Genomic DNA, 18,234 nt, shown 5'->3' on the forward strand with positions numbered 1-18,234 from the left:
TCGGACGTCTTGCGCATATTATATATGTAAGGCCTTAAGGAGTGAACATATATGTCAAAAGAAGACTTTGCAGTCTTAGCAGAAAAATACATGGATACCATATATCGAGTAGCATACAGCTGGACGAAGAATTCAGATGATGCAAATGATGTGACGCAGGACGTTTTAATACAACTATACAAAACAACAAAGGAATTTGAATCAGATTCCCATTTAAAAAACTGGTTAATCAGAGTCACCGTCAATCAATGCAAAATGCTCTTCCGTTCTCTATGGAGCAAAATGGAGGACATCGGAGAATATGCAAATACCCTCGGATTTGAAGAAGAAAGTCATCTAGATCTTTTCCAGGCAGTAATGAATCTGGACAAAAAGTATAGAGTCCCTATCTTGCTGTTTTATTATGAAGGATATTCTACTGCTGAAATAGCATCGATATTAGGCATCCCCGAAAAAACAGTCAGCACAAGGCTGTTCCGTGCGAAGGTTAAATTGAAAGATTATCTGAAGGAGGAGTAGATCATGACAGATAAGGAAAAATTTCAGAAAACATTTGATAAACTGCATGCTTCTCCGGATGTATTGACGGAGGTGCTAAATATGACAACAGAGAAAAAAGCTGTTCCCATTAGAAGAAAACGATACACGACAAAGGTTGCAGCTGCTGTAGCTACATTGGTATTAATTGTTGGATCTGGAAGTGCGGCATATGCAATGGATCTTGGTGGAATTCAAAGAATAGTTCAGGTATGGATCCATGGAGATCAGACTAATGCAATATTTACCATAGATGAAGGAACATATACTCTCGATTATACAGATGAAAATGGGAAGGAGGTCCGCCGGGGTGGAGGTGGTGTTGCCTTTAATGCGGATGGATCTGAAAGACCATTAACTGAAGAAGAACTCTGGAGTGAAATCAATGCCCCGGAGGTTGAATACGAAGATGATGGAAGAGTCATTGTTTACTATCTGAATCAGCAAATGGACATTACCGATAAATTTGAAAATGACATTTGTTACTTACAGCTTCAGGTTGATGGAGAAACAAGATATATGACCGTTAAATATCAGAATGGTTATGTAATGAGTCCTCATGGTTATGTACAACCAGACGAGTTTAATTCAACACCAGCAGAATAATATGAACGAGGGGCTGGCACACTAACTAATTAGTGCGCCAGCCTCTTTTCACTGCAAAAAATTCTCATTCTTTCCATTTACAAAAGCTAACTGCCCAGTATCATTTTTAAATCATGTAGATTTGCTCATTCCTATTCTATACTACTTAAATCAGTATTCCTTCCAGATGATCTAATTCATGCTGACAGATTTGTGCCGTCCAGCCAGTAAGTTTCACATGCTGTTTCTTCCAATTCATATCCAAATATTCAACTTCTATATTTTGATATCTTGTCGTTTTCCGCACTCCTGAGAGAGATAAACATCCCTCTTCTGTCTCATAAGGGGAATCTTTTTTCACTAATACCGGATTAAACATTACCACATCTACTAATCCCATATTTACAATAATTACACGCTTTTTCACACCGATCATGTTTGCTGCCATACCAACACATCCCGCCCGGTTTGCAGTTAATGTATCCATTAAATCTCTTCCCACCTGAAGATCCTCTTTTGTTGCCGGCTCTGATTTTTGTCTCAAGAAAAATATATCTTTCATAATTGGTTTTACCATCTTCGTTTTCTCCTTTTTGCTCTTTCTATAAGAATATATTGACTTTTATAGCATCTTTACTTGCAATGATAGCGTACTTTTCCTTCACTCTTCTTCCCATATTCAATCGCCTCCTCTGGACAACAACAAATACACGCCATACAGTGTGTACATTCATTTCCCCAAACAGGCTTACCTTTTTCCAGCCGAATATTGTTTAACGGACATAAGGACGCACATTTTCCGCATCCGATACAGGAATTCTTCGCATAAAACGGTGTGGCTTTTACAAATAATGGATAAAATAATTGATTCACTAATCCGCTTAAAAGCCCGTCCCATAAATGATTCTTTCGATCCGGAAACATCTTCGCCAACTGGATACAGCTAATTGCTTCTTCGATTGTAACATCTGCCGCTGCTATGATCTTTTCTGCCTCTTTTTCATCCGGCACCGGAAACATGGCAATGTAATTCTCAGGCATAATAATCTGTATTGTCCCCATATACTTCCAATCTTTTTTCATGCAAAGTTCCCTGTTGTATCGATCTGCTTTTCCAATAGAATCTCCACAATTCATTACAAACCATACACGTTCTACATCGATAAATGACGTTTGTAAAAGCCATTCTTTCACCAAATTAGGTATTCTCCAGGCATAGGTAGGTGTCACTATAATCAAATCTCCTGAAATCCTAATGGAACTGGCATCATTTTGTTTTATTCGATCATTGATACATATCATGTTATCACAAGTTTTTTTCGCAATTTTTTCCGCAATATATCGACTGTTTCCAGTTCCTGTAAAAAATAAAATCATAATCTCAATCCACCTCTCAAAAAAATTAGACCTCATAAATTATTGGGTTTAAATAAGCTATCTAATCCTTTCCGCATTTCTCAACTTTTCTCGCTTATCAAATATTATCTATATTATAGTTCATTCTCTTTCTAAGTAAAACCTTATTATAATTATGTAATTCTATAATCTGGTACGACGTAAAAATAATTTGCATCTAAAAAAGGCGGTTGTAAATAAAGTTTGCTAGACTTTATAACATGAAACAGTAAAATAGAATTAACAAAAGGAGGTCGATATAATGAAGATAGGAGAAACGATTTTAAAATTACGAGAAGCGAAAAAAATGTCTCAAGAAGAGTTTGCACAACATTATCATGTGACGAGGCAAACTATTTCAAATTGGGAAAAAGAAAAAAATTATCCGGATTTGCAAACATTAGTCCAGATTAGTAACGAATCAGGAATTTCACTAGATTCTATGCTCAAGGATAATTTTTCTCTAGTACAAGAAATTGATAAAAAAGTGCGGCATCTAAAAATATTTAAAATTGGAACAACCATTGTATTAGCGATAGTCCTTTTAATTTCATCCTATATCGGAATTCAAAAAGGGCGACAGAATCATCTCATCCGGACATATGAAGACACGTTAGAAGAAATGGGATTTGAAAAGGAAGGAAATAACTATTACTTAACAGATTCTGATTTTAAATATGAAGTCTATATATTTGACCGGCCGGATATATGGGAATTGAATCAAAAAATGAGTGATAGCGAAAAATTTATAATAGCCACACTTCTCGAAAATAATCCTGATTTGAAAGACAATTTAGATGTTACCATTCGGAAAACAAATGATTTTATAACACTTTATCTTTCCAAAGGAACTCACACGATAAATGATACTTCTCCACAGATCAGAGAATATAGCCTTGATAAAAATGGTCAGATCAAGCATAAAGAAAAAATGGATACAGTTGATTATGAAATATATGACCAATTGAAAGATGAGATAGCAAATGGTGTAAAAAAACTAAATGAAATGTATTCAACTCTTTACGAATAAGGCACATAAAAGCCCTGTCAAGAGCCTTGTCGCCATTGGCGATACTTTGCACTCTTTACTGGGCTTTTTGTTTGCTATATCTTTCATTTTGTGTATGTTCGGACTAATTGCTGAATTACATTTGTTTTCTTTTTTCTAACTGAGATGCCTCAGCCCAATCGTTATAATTTCTTCATATGCTTTAAACATTATCCTGAACCTGTGATTCTGGAATATGCTTATATAAACAATTGTCTTCCTCCACCATTACATCATAGGATGGTTCGTCCTTCTGAAAAAAAGTCCCATAGGCATCTACAACATATACATACCCTTGCTTAACAATACCATTGATTTCAAAACTTACTTTGTCATTTCTTTTATATTTCGGTTTTCCTAACATAATTATACCTCTTCAAAAGCTCTAATAAAATCAGATCGGTTCACCTATTGTAACCCGGATATCTATTGATTTCTACGTTCCCACAACACAAGTATAATACAACTCTCCACTTTTGGCTACCTTAACCCACCATCTAAATCCTGATTTATTTTTCTCATCCTTTTTGCAATTTCTGCTAATCATTCCGCAAGGTTCATCGCCAAGAGGATTGAAACTTCCGTCCCCCGCTTAAGAGAGCGAATAGGCGCTGTCAACTGTTTAATATCTTATTCTGTCGATAATTGATTCCTTCTTCACATTTTTACTTAATATAAAGGACAATATCATCTGCATAATTAATAGTATTAAAATCATAACCAAAACTTCAGCTACCGGAAAATGATATATACTGATTCCAAAAAAACCTTCTTCCTTTGAGTATAAAAATGCCCCATATCCTGCCGGAAGACCTATAATCAAAGAGATTAAAATTGAACCTACGGTGAAGAAGATACCCTCAAGCTGAAGCATTTTCCCTAGCTGCCTGTTACTCATTCCAACCGCCTGAAGTATACCAAACTCTCTCTTTCGTGTGATTACATTCATAATCATCGTATTTGCCATATTAAGGAAGCATATTGTTCCAATCAATCCAAGAAAGGTGTATGCCATCACCTTAACAAGAAGCGTCTGTTTTTCGGCAAGCTCATATACTTCATCATAACTCTCCCAGTAAACATGTTCATCATTTTCATAAAGCTGCTCTATTTTACCCTCAACAGCTGTTTTCGCATCATCATCACACCAAATCCAAAGATATGCATAACTCTTATCATACAGGCCAAGCTTTTTAGCAGTATCTTCTGTTATAACATAATCTGCCAATACACTTCCGAAAGAACCCATAGCTTCGCCGCTGTACTTAGCACTTGATTCATCACTATTTAATGTTACATCAAGTTTATCTCCGATTTTTTGTCCTGATTCTTTCATAAAATGAGAAAATGTATATACATATCCATTGGTTTTGCTGACGGAATCATAAGTAAAATCTCCGACTACTCCTGATTTTTCAAGTTCATTTTCAAAGCTTTCTCTATCGAATATTGCAACATCTCGTTTTACTCCATCTTCAGTAAAAGTAAGAAATCTTCTTGTCTTTGTTTTTTCTACACCGTCGATTGCTTCAAACGCTTCTATTACTTTATCTGTAATCGGATTGCGCTTTATAATCTCATCAAGATTGTTTTCTGTGTAAACCTGATCTGAATTATCATAGTTTAGCTCTATCTGATAATCGCCATACTCCACATTGTTTCTGGCATCATATCCCGGATCAATACTGCTTGTAAGACTTGATATTATAACAAACAAGATACATGAAAGTCCCATAACAAATATGGTTATAACATTTCTCTTTTTATTAGTAGCAAGATCTGATTTAATCAGTCCCATGATACTTAATGCCTTATGACCTTTTCTGTAACCTTTTTTGCTTACTGCAGACTCTTCGTATGAAAACGCACTGACAGGCGTAATTGTTGTAACCGTTTTGACCGCTCTGATTAACGCAAGTCTTACGGTAATAAGTGATATCAGCGCTGAAATTATAATAACAGGCAGAGAAAATAAAGAAACATCTTTAATCGCCAAATATTCATTACTATCTCTGGCAAAATCCATTGCAGTGTTAAATAAAAGTGATGTTGCAAAATACCCAACTACAAGACCAATTGGTATTGCAAATATTGAAAGAAGCATTCCTTCTGTTACAATTATTTTTTTCATCTGCTTCTTTGTTGCACCAATTGCTTTGATTTTTCCATACTCCTGTATTTTTCGTGCAATTCCGATTTGGAATATGTTGTAAATAACAACTGCTGCAAAAATAACTACAATCAGACAGATAAAAACACATGGAATCAAAACTTCTGCAGTTGGTGAATATTTTGTTACAATGAGATTTCCATTCTCTGATATTGCTTTTTCATCTACCCCAAGCTTATCTGCAAGATCTTTAATCAGTGCCTTTATCTCATCATAATCGCCTTTTATGCTTTCATTAAAAGTGAAATATGCTGTATATCTTTCTTCTCCGTCAGAAACTCTGCTGTCATAACATTTCTTTGAAACAAGAACTGTCGATGATTGCTGACTTTCGTTTCCGACGCCATCTTTCATTATGCCGGAAATTACAAATTCATGATTTTGAAAAGCTTCCGTTCCATTTTGTCTTACAGGGACAGTTACTTTATCTCCAACTTCTATATTGTTATATCCCAGTTGTTCAAAAAATACTTTTGACGCTGCAATTTCATTTTCATCTTCCGGCATCTTTCCATCTCTAATCATCGTGTATGCGTTTGTCATAAGCAGCGCATTTTCATCCGCCCATACTAACTTAGAATGTCCTTTTGTGTCAGATTCACCGATAGATGCCATCAGACCAATTTCATCAAACTCCCCTCTTTTTCCCATTTCATTGATCTGATCATTATTCATGCCGGCAAATGCACCAATATAGTTTCCATATAGATTTTCTGCATTTTCAATATTGCCTTTTATACCGCCATAGCCAAATGTTCCTATAGCAGTAATCAGCATCGTTGTAAGTGCAATTGCGCCATGATAAGAAGGCTTCTTGTCTTATTTTCTTTGTTATTGCTTATCGCTATCTTTCCCAAAATCTTCATTTTAGCTCAGCCACCTTTCCGTCCTCAATGACAAGAATTCTGTCTGCCAGCTGGGCAATTTCTTCATTATGCGTAATAATCACAAGCGTCTGACCATATTTTTCCGCAGACAACTTCAGCATCGAAATAACTTCTTCTCCTGTCTTAGTATCCAGGTTTCCCGTCGGCTCATCAGCTAACACAATATCAGGCTTTGAAGCCAGAGCTCTTGCAATGGCAACTCTTTGCTGCTGTCCTCCTGATAAGGTGGATGGAAGATTATTCACCTTTTCTTCTATTCCCAAAGTTTTTAAAATATCATTGACATACTTTTCATTTGGTTCTTTTCCATCTAATCCAAGCGGCAAAACCACATTTTCATATACATTAATGGATGATACCAGATTAAATGCCTGAAAAACAAAACCGATCTTCTGTCTTCTAAACACTGCCAGTTCATCTTCAGACATATTGAAAATATCTTGCCCCTTTATGAATACTTTGCCGCATGTAGGATAATCAAGACCTCCTAAAAGATGTAACAGCGTACTCTTACCGGAGCCTGACTTTCCTATGATTGCAACAAATTCGCCTCTTTTAATTTCTATTTCCGTATTCTGAACTGCCTTTACCTGGTTATCTCCTTCACCGTAATATTTACACAGGTTTTCTGTCCTTAAAATTGTATCCATATTAACTACCTCCTCTTTACTGTTCATATTACAGCAAAAGCATTACCGTTTTCTTTCAGAATAAAATAAAGTCTTACAGATTTGTAAGACTTCACTGAATGATTGGGAGATGAACAACGAATATGCTGCCCTTCTTTTTTCCATCAACCACATTATCTTTTACCATAATTGTCCCATTATGCTCTGATATAATACGCCTTGCAAGATAAAGCCCTACGCCACTGCCTTCGACTGAACTGCTGTTATTTCCACGATAAAAACGCTTAAATATACTGTGCTTTTCTTCATCGGAAATTCCTGATCCCTGATCTTTAAATTCAATTCTGACCATTGCATTTAGCTTCATAATGTGAATTGAAATATTCATATTTTCATCAGAATATTTTATTGCATTATCAAGAATATTAACAAAAGCTTCTGAAAGCCATTTTTTATCGCACATTATAGTTGGCAGCTTATCCTCTCCGCAGTCATCAAAATCTATTGAAATATTCTTTTCATCTGCTTTTAACCAGATACCGTTCACTGCTTCTAAAACCGAATCAAACAAATTCCCTTCCGTAAGCTTGATATCTATCATTCCGCTTTCAAGTCTCGAAATATTGACAAGAGAAAGAATTAGTTTTTCCAATGCTGCAATTTGAAATCCCATAAGAGTTTCCAATTCTTTTCTTTCATCTGATGAAAGTTTCCCATTTTCCATTAATTCATAAGTTGATTTTATTGCTGCAAGCGGAGTCTTTAACTGATGTGAGATATCGGTAACCACATCCTTCGTTTCTCTTTTGTCATTTTCAGCTTTCTCTTTCACAACAGAAATGCTGCTGTATAAACTATCAATTAAAGTCTCAAGTCGTGCAATACTTAAATGACACTCTGATCCGGCAAGATTTCTAAACTCTGATTCAGAAGGATTATAGCTTCCGTCTTTTAAAGCATTAAGTGTGCACTCGATATCCTCAATGACATAATTATATTTATTTTCAATTTCTTTTTCCTGTCTTTTTAAACTTACTGCAATAACAAGATATACTACAGAAGATGAAACAAGCATAAATATCGTTGATTTTATAACTTCCCTATATGTACTGCTTGCATTATCTTTTATGTATCCGTATTTTTCCAAAACAATTTCTGCTTCTTCTAAAGTCATTTCACTTTGCTGTTTCTCGGCAAGTATACTTCCAAGCCTTAAAGTCTCGTCTTTATATGAAAAATATTCTTTTGTAATCACTGCGGTATTCAACAGTATCAATGATATCAAGGGGATCATGTACCATTTGAACTTTTTAATTTTTGACATTCCAGACATACCCAAGTCCTCTTACATTTTTAATCAGATTCTTCCCGTCATCTCCTGAACTAAGCTTCTTTCTTAATCTTGTAATATTCACAGCAACCGTGTTTTCATCTACAAAATCACTATCGATATCAAAGATTTTTTCAAGTATCTGTTCCTTAGATAAAATAATGTTTGGATTTTCAATAAACATCAAAAGGAGTTTCCATTCATTCTTTGATAATGAAACTTCGACGTCATTTACATAAACCTTCACTGCAGTTTTATCAACTTTTACATTGCCTGCTTTTATAATCTTGTTTTCACTGGCACTTTCTTTTCTAAAGTATGCATTTATTTTCATAATAAGGACTGATAAGCTAAAAGGTTTTGCTATATAATCGTCTGCGCCCGCTTCATATCCCATTACCATATCCGTTTCCTGATCCAGTGCAGTAAGCATTATGAAATGTGCATTTGTTTTATTTCTAATGCTCTTTATATAGTCAAGTCCGCTGCCATCCGGAAGATTAATATCACAGAGCAGCATTTCCGGAGTAAATGCTCCCATGATCTGCTCTGCCTCCGATATACTTCCTGCCGTCTTAACTTCATATCCTTCCTTTTGAAGAGAAATTTCTATGCTTCTTCTAATACTTAATTCATCTTCTAATATTAAAATCCTTCCCATATATCTATCCCTTCCATTGTATACTCTAATATTAACTCATATATATTAACTCAAATAGTATAACATATATAAGAGCGAATAGGTGGTGTCAATTCCGGATGCCGCAAAGAAATCTACAAATCTGGGCGAGTTGGAGAAAAAAATTTTGTTGATTGTAATTCAAACTGCAATAATTATTCTTTAGAAAGCAATGTCAACCCTCCTCATCTAAATCAAGTTTTAATACCCCAAAATATATTGACCATATATGAAATATAATTTATTATTTAAGTATAAAACAACCATTATAAATCCAGTATATCAATAAATAGGAGGGAGCAAAATATGAACGAAAATAAGATTTCAAACAGCATTTATATTTCTTTTGCCACATTGGAAGTTATGTTGGGAATATATCTTTCTGAATCATATGACAATGGCGGTTGGTTTTTATTTTGGCTGATGCCGATCCTTCTGATCATGGTACCTTGTTATAGAATAATTAAAGAGAATTGGAAATCAAATAACTAGGGGCTATTTTTTCATAAAATTCTTTGGTGTGAATATGTGATTTATTTTATATTTGGTTATAAATTCAGAAACCATTAAGTTCCAGTTTGGTTTTGTATTGTCGAGCCTCTCCTTTATGGAAAGGCTCGATTTTTATTGTCAGAGCCCTGACAATAAAGATTTTCCAGACACTGTCCGGAAGATCTCCTCGTAAATTATTTCTGTTGTTTATTATTTTAATAATTCTGCCAGATAATGTTCATCCTTGTTATGGGAGCCATTATATTTTTTATACTCTTTGATGCATCGTACCAGCAATTCTGGATTACTTCCAAAATAATCCGTATAGAACGATGTACTGTTATCATATTTTTTCTTTCCACATTTGATATTTGCCTTTGCAAAATCTTTGGGTTTCATGCTTGATTTTACTTTTTCATAAGCACTTGTCAGTTGCTCGGCTATAATAAAGAGCATCTCTAATTCTGGTTTTGTACAATATTTTTCTACACTAACAACTTTATGCTTATATTCCGGTGGGATCTTCAATGCATCACTTTGTTTATCTCCAATGCGGTAAATTTTTACTTCACCTGAATAAATATTTAATTCTGTCCGCACTTGGGCAGAAGACTTAATTTGTCTTGCATGATAAGGCGTCAATCCAAGTAAATCATCCTCTGTAAAATTCAGGCAGTCATTTTTCAAAAGGATATTTATGATTTCCCGTTCATTCGGTCCTTCACACATAATAAGCAGCTTCATTTCTTCAATTCTTTCTTCAAACACATCAATTCTTCATAGTTGACAGCTGTTTGAAAAACATTATTATAAAACTGCCTGCTTTTTAATAATTCTGGTCTGATGTCATATCCGCTATACATATTGGTAAGATATACTTTTTCATTAGCTCTGGAAATAAAAATATTATCCTGACGATTGAACAAATCCAGTAATTCGCAATAGTGAGTAGTAAAGATCAATGTCGCTTTGTGCTTATTTACAGACTTATCTTTATAAAGGCTAATCATATTTTCCACTAATGTTTTATGAAAATGATTTTCCACTTCATCTACAATGAGATCAAAGCCATTCTGCAAAGATGCAACAACCAGGATATATAAAAGCATTCCCTTTGTAGTACCACTGGATAATTGATACAAAAGCTCTTTGTCTGAAAGAGTTCTTTCCTGTCCGCAGAAAACCATTTTATAATTATGGTCATCCAGTTTTTTTAAATCTGAAATATTTTCATCAAAAATAGAAATTACTTTGCTTAATATATCCGTTGAAATATGATAATCTTTCAGTGTGGCAAAAAGCAAACGATACGTATCTGCACCATTTCCAAAACTATCAAAATAAATTGCTCTTGTTGCTTTCTTCTTCAACACAAAAAATATACTGGAAGTATCTTCTGGAAGTTCACCTGGTGCATTTACATCAGAAAATCCTTCCTCAGTATAAATTCCTTTTATGTTGCTCTTGTAATATTTCTTTCTACGGATTCTTTGATTCGTAAAAATAGCCTTACTTCCAATAGAATCGCTATTCCTAAGAACTGTCTCGTAACGGTAAATATATCCATCATAATAAAAGTCCATCAAAAGTTCCACGTTTTCAAAACTGTATGGCTTTGCTTCCAGGCGGAAATCACCAAGAATAGAGAAGCACGCATCTAATAATTCAACTGCTGTGGTTTTTCCAGAAGCATTCTTTCCAACAAATGCCATCGTGTTATACGTATACAATTCGTCAGCAATTTCTTGCAGCTCGTACTCTTTATCTTCTAATGTTTTTTTTGATCTTGCCACAAGATCAATTTCAAATTCATCTGAACAATTTTTGAAGTGGTTCGCTTTTACATGCAATAATTTCATCACTTCTCACCTCCTACCCACATCATATCATTTTATAGATATTAAAACAATAAAAATGTTCTAATTTAGATATTATTAGGATATTATATCCATTTTCCCTTATTATATGCATGTGGTTACTTTTCCTATCTGATTAGTCACTTCAAGATGATACTAACTATTTTTCTCTACACAAACTTCTTCTTTGTTAATCTATAACTCATAGAAATCAGATTTTTATCTCATCTTCTTCCACACTTCCATCTAAAAGAATACTGATCCATTGTTCTTTATTCATGTGATATGCTGGAAAGTATCCTGTTTTCTGTCTCAGAGTACCTATGAGGAATGGATCACACTTTTGTGATTTATGTTTTGGTACAGTCGCATGAGTGCAGGGATTCTTCTCCATCAATTCCCATTTCACTGCCTGCTCAAAACAGTTCCTAAGTAGCTTATTAACATCCCTGACCGTACTGGACGATACAAATTCATTTCGACTGGTTTTATTTAATGGATTGATAACAGCACGCCTCTTTAAAAGACTCTGATAATATCTTTCGATGAATCGGGTATTGATCTCTGACAGCTTCGCATCACCAATGACCGGAAGAATATAGTTATTGATAAGAGAGACATTTCCTTCATATGTAGAAAGTGCCCAGTTTTCTTTTCCATACAAAGCAACATATTCTGTAATAAGCTCATCCAGTGTTTTGCATTTACGGACGACAAATGATCCCATCTCTTTTTTATATTCAATTTCTTTTTTTCTTCTCTTTGCTTCGGCTTTTGTTTCATAGGTTTCCCATTTCTGTTTCCTCTCACCTTTTTCATTCGTATAAGAATAGATTACATTGAATTTTCCGTTTCGTTCTCTTATTGATGCCATATTATTGCATGCTCCTTTCCAAATCTCTTTGTTCCATCCAGCTTTCCCATTTCCGGCACGGTCATCCAGGTTCTCTTTTGTGTTGGACGCCGTTTGTAAGGACTTTCTTCTGAAATCTTCGAAATGATTTCTTCCACATCGTCCATTTCCGGAACTCCTTTTTGTTTCATAATTGCTGTTGCCATTTATTCTTCACTTCCTGTCTTTTTTAGTGTTAGTGTTTTTTCTTATATCATATCTCAAATCCAGATAAAAATTTAGGATGTCGATGCAGACAAAATCTGCCTGATCAACACCCTGTTTTTTACTGTTCCAAGTTATCGAGCCAGTCATCAAAACTCTTCTTAGAGATGCGATACTTTCCGCCATCCAACTGGATCCACCGGAATTCCTTTTTCTTCAAAAGGTTATAAATAGTAGGTCTGCTGACTCCTAAGATTTCCTGTAACTCTTGAACTGTATAACATCTTTTTTCTGACATTTCTTTATCCTCTTTTCTTTGAAATATGAAAGAAAAATTATCCCTTCATATAACGAAACGCTCAGAGCATGTTTTACAGTGGTCAAAAGCAAATTTTTTTACTTTTTTCTTTTCTTGATTTCTGCATTTATCCTGAAATCAAGAAAAGAAAAAGAGCATATGGAATTGAATCCATACACTCTATGATTACTGGAACTTTATTTCATTTTTAATTCAACAAACTGGAATCTGTCTATTTCATCCTATCTATCATATTCTTTATTTTCAGTTCTATCTGATTAATTACTTTGATGAAATCTTCGTCTGATTTTCCTGTCGGATCATCCAATCCCCAGTTACAATCACATATATGATAGCAACTTTTGATCCAAAGATACTCATCAGCAAAACCAGACTTCCTAAATCTACCATTGGAGAAGAAATCAGGAAGGAAAATGTCACACCTAATGGAAGTCCTGCACTGGTAAATCCAATAAACAGTGGAATGGACGAGCAAGAACAGAATGGTGTCACCGTACCAAGTAATGCTGCAATACAGTTTGCCCAGATTCCATGAAAACGCCCCATAATCTTCTTACTTCGTTCTGGTGGAAAGTAGCTTTGAATATAGGAAATCATAAAAATCAGGATACAAAGCAATATCGTTATCTTCAAAACATCATATAGGAAAAACTGTACACTTCCACCCATCCTACTTGAAGTATCCAAGCCAATTTTCTCAAGAAGATTTCCAATTAATGTACTCATCCATTTCATTCCCAAAATCTGATTTTGAATAAACTCCCAAATCATTATTGACAGCACCCACTTTCCTCTTTACAGCAGGATAATCCTTCAATAAAAGTTTTAAAGGCATTCAGGGTCTCACAATTCAATGAATAATGATGCCATCTACCTTCTTTCCAATCATTCACCAGCCCACATTCATTTAAGATTTTCATATGATGAGAAAGTGTAGGCTGTGTAATCTCAAAAGCCTCCAATAGTTTACAACCACATTTTTCTCCGTCGGAGAGCATTTGGATAATCTGCAATCTATTACTATCTCCCAATGCTTTACAAATAAGTGCTACATCTATTGTATTCATATTGTCCTCCTTTACATAGATAATTGTCTATGTTTCTATTATGCATTATGCATAGATGATTGTCAATGTTTATTTTTATGGTTTACAAAATTCCCATCACCCCTTATTAGAAGTGTATGCTCATGATTTCAGGAACAACAAGAGCCAAAAGAAAACACCTGCCGCTTTTGACAGATGTTCCACTATAAACTATCTATTTTTCATCAAGACAAACACCGAGTTTCTCAATTCTAATTCTCCAAACTGGGAATTGTTTATTTCTTTTTTTTCGGTTTTAGGGCTGGCAATTCATCATACATTGCATGAAACAAGCCTGTCAAAAATTCCTTATTATCAACCTCATCTACCAACAACATCTCTTTTGCTCCCTCATAGGGTAATTCATACGGAGCTGTCGGCATATAACTAATTGCTGATTTTACTGGTTTAACAAGTAATCTATCATCATAGATACCACCTACAATCTTGCCACGATAATAAATAATAAATTCTCCCATCATAGCTCGATAAGTAATTTCTTCTAACTCAGATAGCTGCCCTAAAATAAACTCTAAGTATTCCTTGCTTGATGCCATATTTCCACCTCAAATTCCGATTTTTCTATGCTATGAGTTAGATTTTCATCTCCGGTTCTCTTCACCCCATGTGCATAATTGATCCAAAACTTTCATGAGTGATTCCCCTCTCATTGTTAAAGAATACTCAACCTTCGGTGGAATCTGTGGGTACACCTCTCTGTGAATCAAATCATCATTTTCTAGTTCCTTCAAATTTTGGCTCAGCGTTTTATCTGAAATCTTCTTCAGATATCGTTGCAGTTCATTAAAACGTACCGGCTGATATTCCATTAGGCAATATAGAATAACCATTTTATATTTACCCGAAATCAGAGATAACGTATAACTGAATCCTGTATCTTCAAAATTTGCATTTTCAATATAATCTTTTATCATATACTTTCTCCAAGGTAAGTACCTAACGTAAAAGATGGTACTTGCTATTCTTCCTTTATATCAATATAATTATAAGCAGATTCATATAGAAATGCAATCAAATCATTATGCGGAGGTATCTACAATATGAAAAAAAATATAGGTGTCGTTCCAGCTGTCTATCCAATGCCAGTTCTGATGGTAGCTGCATATGACGCAAACGAAAAAGTAAATGTAATGAATGTAGCTTGGGGACAGATTTGCGATATGGATAAAATCATTCTGTTTATCGGCGAAGGTAAGAAGACTTGGCTGAACATTCAGGAAAGCAAAGCTTTTACTGTAGCTTTGGCTGATGAAGCACATGTAGATGTTGCAGATTTCTTTGGTATCGCTTCCGGGAACAAAATGAATGATAAATTTGAACGTACCGGTTACCATGCTGTAAAGAGTGACAAAGTAAATGCTCCGATTATTGAGGAATTCCCTGTCGTAATGGAATGCGAACTGCTGGAATTTCTGGAAACGGAGTATGTATCTGGAATCGTTGGAAAGATTGTAAATGTCAAGGCAGAAGAAGCCGTACTTTCTGAGAATGGAAAGGTCGATCCGACAAAACTTCAGGCACTAATGTTTGATCAATTCCAGAATGGTTACTACTCCACTGGAGAAAAAGTTGCAACTGCTTGGAATGCCGGTGTCGAACTGATGAAAAAATAAAATACTTCAACAAAACTTGAGGGATAGCACATCAAATGGCTATCCCTCGCATATTCTACACAACTGTAATTTACAGTTTGACAAATTCCGATTGAGATTTCACCTGTTTTAAGCGAGTTAATAACTGTTATATCTTGTTATTAAATTCTCCGAAAACCCTTGAAAACACTGGATTTATCGCAGGTGAGCTTTCCCTTATTGTTTCCCTTGTGTTATATCATCATTTTGTAATTTAACGTGGAATTAATTAAAATCTTCCGGCAGTTTATCCAGCCAGTCATCAAAGCTCTTTTTGGAAATGCGGTACTTCCCGCCATCCAACTGGATCCACCGGAATTCATTTTTCTTCAGAAGGTTATAGACCGTCGGTCTACTGACTCCAAGAATCTCCTGTAACTCTTTTACTGTATAACATCTTTTCTCTGCCATATGTCATTACCTCTCATTTCATCATTTTTGAGGTGGCAAATAAATGTCCCTCTATATATCCAAAGTTTCAGAGGGGCTTATACAACATGTTTCAGTAAAAAAATGTAGAGATGAGAAAAAAAGGCAAAAAGAAACCTCCGTATGAATTGAATCATACGAAGGATCAATATACCTATCATCATCAATTATCCTGAATGGGATATATTACAAAATGGAAAACTAACTGCTATTATTTCCAATCCTAATATAATCACATGATTGGATATCTTTTCAATCGGATTAAACAGAAGGAGTAATGCTAGCGTGATTCGTACAAAAAATTCTATCATTGGTATAACACAATTATTATTTCTACAAAAGAACTGCCTAATTGCCCCATTCAATGATTTAGATGCCTTTCTAATACCGATAATTGCCCAAGTAATTCCTAATGCCTCCAACGAACTGGATCCTTTCAGTAAAAATGCAATCCCCATAATAAACATCATAATACTATATGCTAATTCGTCTGCCTGCTTTTCAAAAAACTTTTTTCCTTAAAATAGCTTACTAACATCAGAGTACCTACAAGTACCATAGCACTTCCTAATAAATAAGGTAACAGAAGAGTTACTCTATCAGAAAACAATATACAGATTAATCCTAGAGATGGAAACAATATACTCTTGACTTTTAATATTCTATTCATTTTTCTCCTTTCTCTCCTGTTCTTTTATTCATATAGTGTTTCAAGACTACAGTTCCGGCAGAAACCAAAATTCTTAATAATAATACCATGATAAATTCTATTGAAAACGGATTGCTCAACTTAGTTCCAAGCAAAGTAGTAGTAACAATACTGAGCAAAGAACCGCTTATTCCTGCTGTCAGATAAGTGGTGAATTTCACTCCACAAGCGCCAAAATACAGGCTGACAATGTCACCTGGCAAAAATCCAACAATTCTGGTTATAAAGCATACAAAAAAAGCATTTTCATTCTGATATCCTGTCAATTGTTGAACCTTGGGATATCTAGTCCCAATATACTGTATAATATCCTCACCGCTGTATCTTCCGATCCAATAAGGAATCGTAATGGTTGTCGCCAATCCAACCATACTTACCATCACAGCTATAAATGGTGTAAACAGAATTCCACTGCTCAAATATAAAATCGACAATGGAAACATAATTGTAAGGCTTTTGAGAGCAAAGAACAAAACTAAAACACACGCAGCCAAAATCATATTTTCAGGTGTATACCTCAATATCGTTTTTATAGACAAAGGTTCTTCTGATTTTCTTACAATCACAAAAAGAATCAATGTCATCAGAATAATTGCTGCTAAAGGAGTGAGTTTCTTTAGCTTTATTTCTGACTTTTTCTCACTCTTTTGTTTTTTTTCTTTGTTTCTGATTTTCATCCAACTTTTCTCATTCATAATTATAATCACAAGATATTTCTTATATCTATTCGTCTATTATATTTCCATTTACTTCATCAAACACATCCTTCATTTCAAGAGCATATTTTTTACCTATTTTACTCAATCGGTATAATATAATAATGTCAATAATGCCATTTAAAATGAAGATAATTCCTGCCATTAATGCAGGGCTGAAACTGTATCCGGCGAAAAGAACATCATACTAATTCCAGCCAGAATAATAATACATGATAGAATAACATATGATGTACAACGCACATGAAATATGTCTTTCATACAAACAGCCGTCTCCATACAGATTACTCCATTGATTATGATGAAAATACTAAACACGTAAGAAAACAACACTATTGTAATTCCAGCATGTGTAATGATAAAGATTCCCAAAATACATTTCAAAATGCCTTCAAATAACAATCCCTGCAAAAAATAAGTATTCAACCGAAATTTTAAATCATAGAACAAATCAAAAATCCCACTGCACAAAATCATAATACCTGCAATCACTGCAATCACTTTAAATGAATCATATGGCTTTATTATAAATAAAACTCCAAGCAATACCGTCATGATTGCATTTATCCACATATCCAGCTTTATTTTTTTCAACGTTTTCATATTTTACTCCTCCCAGTTTTAGTAAACTCTCACATTCATCAATAATATTTACTATT

The 18,234-nt window shown here is 34.6% G+C and carries 24 protein-coding genes and 1 pseudogene; 5 read left to right on the forward strand and 20 right to left on the reverse strand.

The genetic code is table 11. From position 1 onward, the window contains the following. Nucleotides 1-51: 51 nt before the first annotated feature. Together DWX73_RS03190 and DWX73_RS03195 are read left to right on the forward strand one after the other, a co-directional pair. Nucleotides 52-519: an RNA polymerase sigma factor gene (locus DWX73_RS03190; RefSeq protein ID WP_118346837.1), complete on the forward strand. Its 468-nt coding sequence runs from the start codon at nucleotides 52-54 to the stop codon at nucleotides 517-519. A 3-nt stretch (nucleotides 520-522) separates the two neighbouring features. Next, nucleotides 523-1,143: a hypothetical protein gene (locus tag DWX73_RS03195; RefSeq protein WP_118346839.1), complete on the forward strand. Its 621-nt coding sequence runs from the start codon at nucleotides 523-525 to the stop codon at nucleotides 1,141-1,143. Between the two features lie 145 nt (nucleotides 1,144-1,288). On the opposite strand, the gene DWX73_RS03200 is transcribed toward DWX73_RS03195, so the two are convergent. Further along, nucleotides 1,289-1,699 (reverse strand): peptide deformylase, encoded by a 411-nt coding sequence (locus tag DWX73_RS03200; protein WP_118346841.1) that lies wholly within the window; start codon nucleotides 1,697-1,699, stop codon nucleotides 1,289-1,291. A gap of 56 nt (nucleotides 1,700-1,755) precedes the next feature. Further along, on the reverse strand, nucleotides 1,756-2,499 hold the full coding sequence (locus DWX73_RS03205) for an EFR1 family ferrodoxin (RefSeq protein WP_118346843.1): 744 nt from the start codon (nucleotides 2,497-2,499) through the stop codon (nucleotides 1,756-1,758). Between the two features lie 280 nt (nucleotides 2,500-2,779). On the opposite strand from DWX73_RS03205, the gene DWX73_RS03210 reads away from it, so the two are divergent. Further along, nucleotides 2,780-3,547, forward strand: a complete 768-nt coding sequence (locus DWX73_RS03210; protein ID WP_118346845.1) for a helix-turn-helix domain-containing protein — start codon at nucleotides 2,780-2,782, stop codon at nucleotides 3,545-3,547. Nucleotides 3,548-3,728: 181 nt separating this feature from the next. Here the strand turns inward: DWX73_RS03210 and DWX73_RS03215 are convergent, their stop codons facing one another. The 5 genes from DWX73_RS03215 to DWX73_RS03235 form a co-directional block, all read right to left on the reverse strand. Next, nucleotides 3,729-3,929, reverse strand: coding sequence for a hypothetical protein (locus tag DWX73_RS03215; RefSeq protein ID WP_118346847.1), 201 nt, complete (start codon nucleotides 3,927-3,929; stop codon nucleotides 3,729-3,731). Nucleotides 3,930-4,187: 258 nt separating this feature from the next. After that, a complete protein-coding gene (locus tag DWX73_RS03220; RefSeq protein ID WP_118346849.1) occupies nucleotides 4,188-6,512 on the reverse strand; it encodes an ABC transporter permease in 2,325 nt (774 codons plus the stop codon). Between the two features lie 85 nt (nucleotides 6,513-6,597). Next, nucleotides 6,598-7,272, reverse strand: a complete 675-nt coding sequence (locus tag DWX73_RS03225; RefSeq protein WP_118346851.1) for an ABC transporter ATP-binding protein — start codon at nucleotides 7,270-7,272, stop codon at nucleotides 6,598-6,600. 91 nt (nucleotides 7,273-7,363) lie between these two features. After that, nucleotides 7,364-8,584: a sensor histidine kinase gene (locus DWX73_RS03230; protein ID WP_118346853.1), complete on the reverse strand. Its 1,221-nt coding sequence runs from the start codon at nucleotides 8,582-8,584 to the stop codon at nucleotides 7,364-7,366. Continuing rightward, entirely contained in the window at nucleotides 8,562-9,242 is a 681-nt protein-coding gene (locus DWX73_RS03235; protein ID WP_118346856.1) for a response regulator transcription factor, read from the reverse strand. The genes DWX73_RS03230 and DWX73_RS03235 overlap by 23 nt, the downstream gene beginning before the upstream one ends. 324 nt (nucleotides 9,243-9,566) lie before the next feature. Here DWX73_RS03235 and DWX73_RS03240 point away from each other — a divergent pair, with 324 nt between their 5' ends. Further along, nucleotides 9,567-9,752: a hypothetical protein gene (locus DWX73_RS03240; protein ID WP_118346858.1), complete on the forward strand. Its 186-nt coding sequence runs from the start codon at nucleotides 9,567-9,569 to the stop codon at nucleotides 9,750-9,752. 210 nt (nucleotides 9,753-9,962) lie between these two features. Here the strand turns inward: DWX73_RS03240 and DWX73_RS03245 are convergent, their stop codons facing one another. The 9 genes and pseudogenes from DWX73_RS03245 to DWX73_RS03285 form a co-directional block, all read right to left on the reverse strand. After that, a complete protein-coding gene (locus DWX73_RS03245) occupies nucleotides 9,963-10,520 on the reverse strand; it encodes a GNAT family acetyltransferase (protein ID WP_242996583.1) in 558 nt (185 codons plus the stop codon). Beyond that, nucleotides 10,493-11,611, reverse strand: coding sequence for an AAA family ATPase (locus DWX73_RS03250; protein WP_118346860.1), 1,119 nt, complete (start codon nucleotides 11,609-11,611; stop codon nucleotides 10,493-10,495). Before DWX73_RS03250 ends, DWX73_RS03245 begins: the two co-directional genes overlap by 28 nt. A 208-nt stretch (nucleotides 11,612-11,819) precedes the next feature. Then, nucleotides 11,820-12,482 (reverse strand): MmcQ/YjbR family DNA-binding protein, encoded by a 663-nt coding sequence (locus tag DWX73_RS03255; protein ID WP_242996585.1) that lies wholly within the window; start codon nucleotides 12,480-12,482, stop codon nucleotides 11,820-11,822. Continuing rightward, entirely contained in the window at nucleotides 12,470-12,667 is a 198-nt protein-coding gene (locus DWX73_RS03260) for a hypothetical protein (protein ID WP_242996587.1), read from the reverse strand. The genes DWX73_RS03255 and DWX73_RS03260 overlap by 13 nt, the downstream gene beginning before the upstream one ends. Before the next feature lie 119 nt (nucleotides 12,668-12,786). Continuing rightward, on the reverse strand, nucleotides 12,787-12,963 hold the full coding sequence (locus DWX73_RS03265) for a helix-turn-helix domain-containing protein (RefSeq protein ID WP_003864535.1): 177 nt from the start codon (nucleotides 12,961-12,963) through the stop codon (nucleotides 12,787-12,789). A gap of 336 nt (nucleotides 12,964-13,299) precedes the next feature. Continuing rightward, nucleotides 13,300-13,755 (reverse strand): annotated as a pseudogene (locus tag DWX73_RS03270) (permease); the annotation flags it as partial. Further along, the gene (locus DWX73_RS03275; RefSeq protein ID WP_117541312.1) at nucleotides 13,755-14,051 is read right to left on the reverse strand and encodes an ArsR/SmtB family transcription factor; all 297 of its coding nucleotides are present in this window, start codon (nucleotides 14,049-14,051) and stop codon (nucleotides 13,755-13,757) included. The pseudogene DWX73_RS03270 and the gene DWX73_RS03275, both read right to left, overlap by 1 nt. Nucleotides 14,052-14,305: 254 nt before the next feature. After that, on the reverse strand, nucleotides 14,306-14,626 hold the full coding sequence (locus tag DWX73_RS03280; RefSeq protein ID WP_028088277.1) for a TfoX/Sxy family protein: 321 nt from the start codon (nucleotides 14,624-14,626) through the stop codon (nucleotides 14,306-14,308). 45 nt (nucleotides 14,627-14,671) lie between these two features. Beyond that, the gene (locus DWX73_RS03285) at nucleotides 14,672-15,004 is read right to left on the reverse strand and encodes a winged helix-turn-helix transcriptional regulator (protein WP_118346862.1); all 333 of its coding nucleotides are present in this window, start codon (nucleotides 15,002-15,004) and stop codon (nucleotides 14,672-14,674) included. Between the two features lie 126 nt (nucleotides 15,005-15,130). Between DWX73_RS03285 and DWX73_RS03290 the strand changes: the two genes are divergently transcribed. Continuing rightward, nucleotides 15,131-15,703, forward strand: coding sequence for a flavin reductase family protein (locus DWX73_RS03290; protein WP_118346864.1), 573 nt, complete (start codon nucleotides 15,131-15,133; stop codon nucleotides 15,701-15,703). 243 nt (nucleotides 15,704-15,946) lie between these two features. On the opposite strand, the gene DWX73_RS03295 is transcribed toward DWX73_RS03290, so the two are convergent. The 4 genes from DWX73_RS03295 to DWX73_RS03315 form a co-directional block, all read right to left on the reverse strand. Further along, the gene (locus DWX73_RS03295; protein WP_118346866.1) at nucleotides 15,947-16,132 is read right to left on the reverse strand and encodes a helix-turn-helix domain-containing protein; all 186 of its coding nucleotides are present in this window, start codon (nucleotides 16,130-16,132) and stop codon (nucleotides 15,947-15,949) included. Between the two features lie 499 nt (nucleotides 16,133-16,631). Next, on the reverse strand, nucleotides 16,632-16,820 hold the full coding sequence (locus DWX73_RS15730) for a DUF308 domain-containing protein (RefSeq protein ID WP_118346870.1): 189 nt from the start codon (nucleotides 16,818-16,820) through the stop codon (nucleotides 16,632-16,634). Then, a complete protein-coding gene (locus tag DWX73_RS03310; RefSeq protein ID WP_118346873.1) occupies nucleotides 16,817-17,536 on the reverse strand; it encodes a TVP38/TMEM64 family protein in 720 nt (239 codons plus the stop codon). Before DWX73_RS03310 ends, DWX73_RS15730 begins: the two co-directional genes overlap by 4 nt. A gap of 183 nt (nucleotides 17,537-17,719) precedes the next feature. After that, entirely contained in the window at nucleotides 17,720-18,178 is a 459-nt protein-coding gene (locus DWX73_RS03315; protein ID WP_118346875.1) for a DUF308 domain-containing protein, read from the reverse strand. Between the last annotated feature and the right edge of the window lie 56 nt (nucleotides 18,179-18,234).

Origin of the sequence: Coprococcus sp. AF21-14LB, from assembly GCF_003458885.1 — a bacterium.
Classification (GTDB): domain Bacteria; phylum Bacillota; class Clostridia; order Lachnospirales; family Lachnospiraceae; genus UBA9414.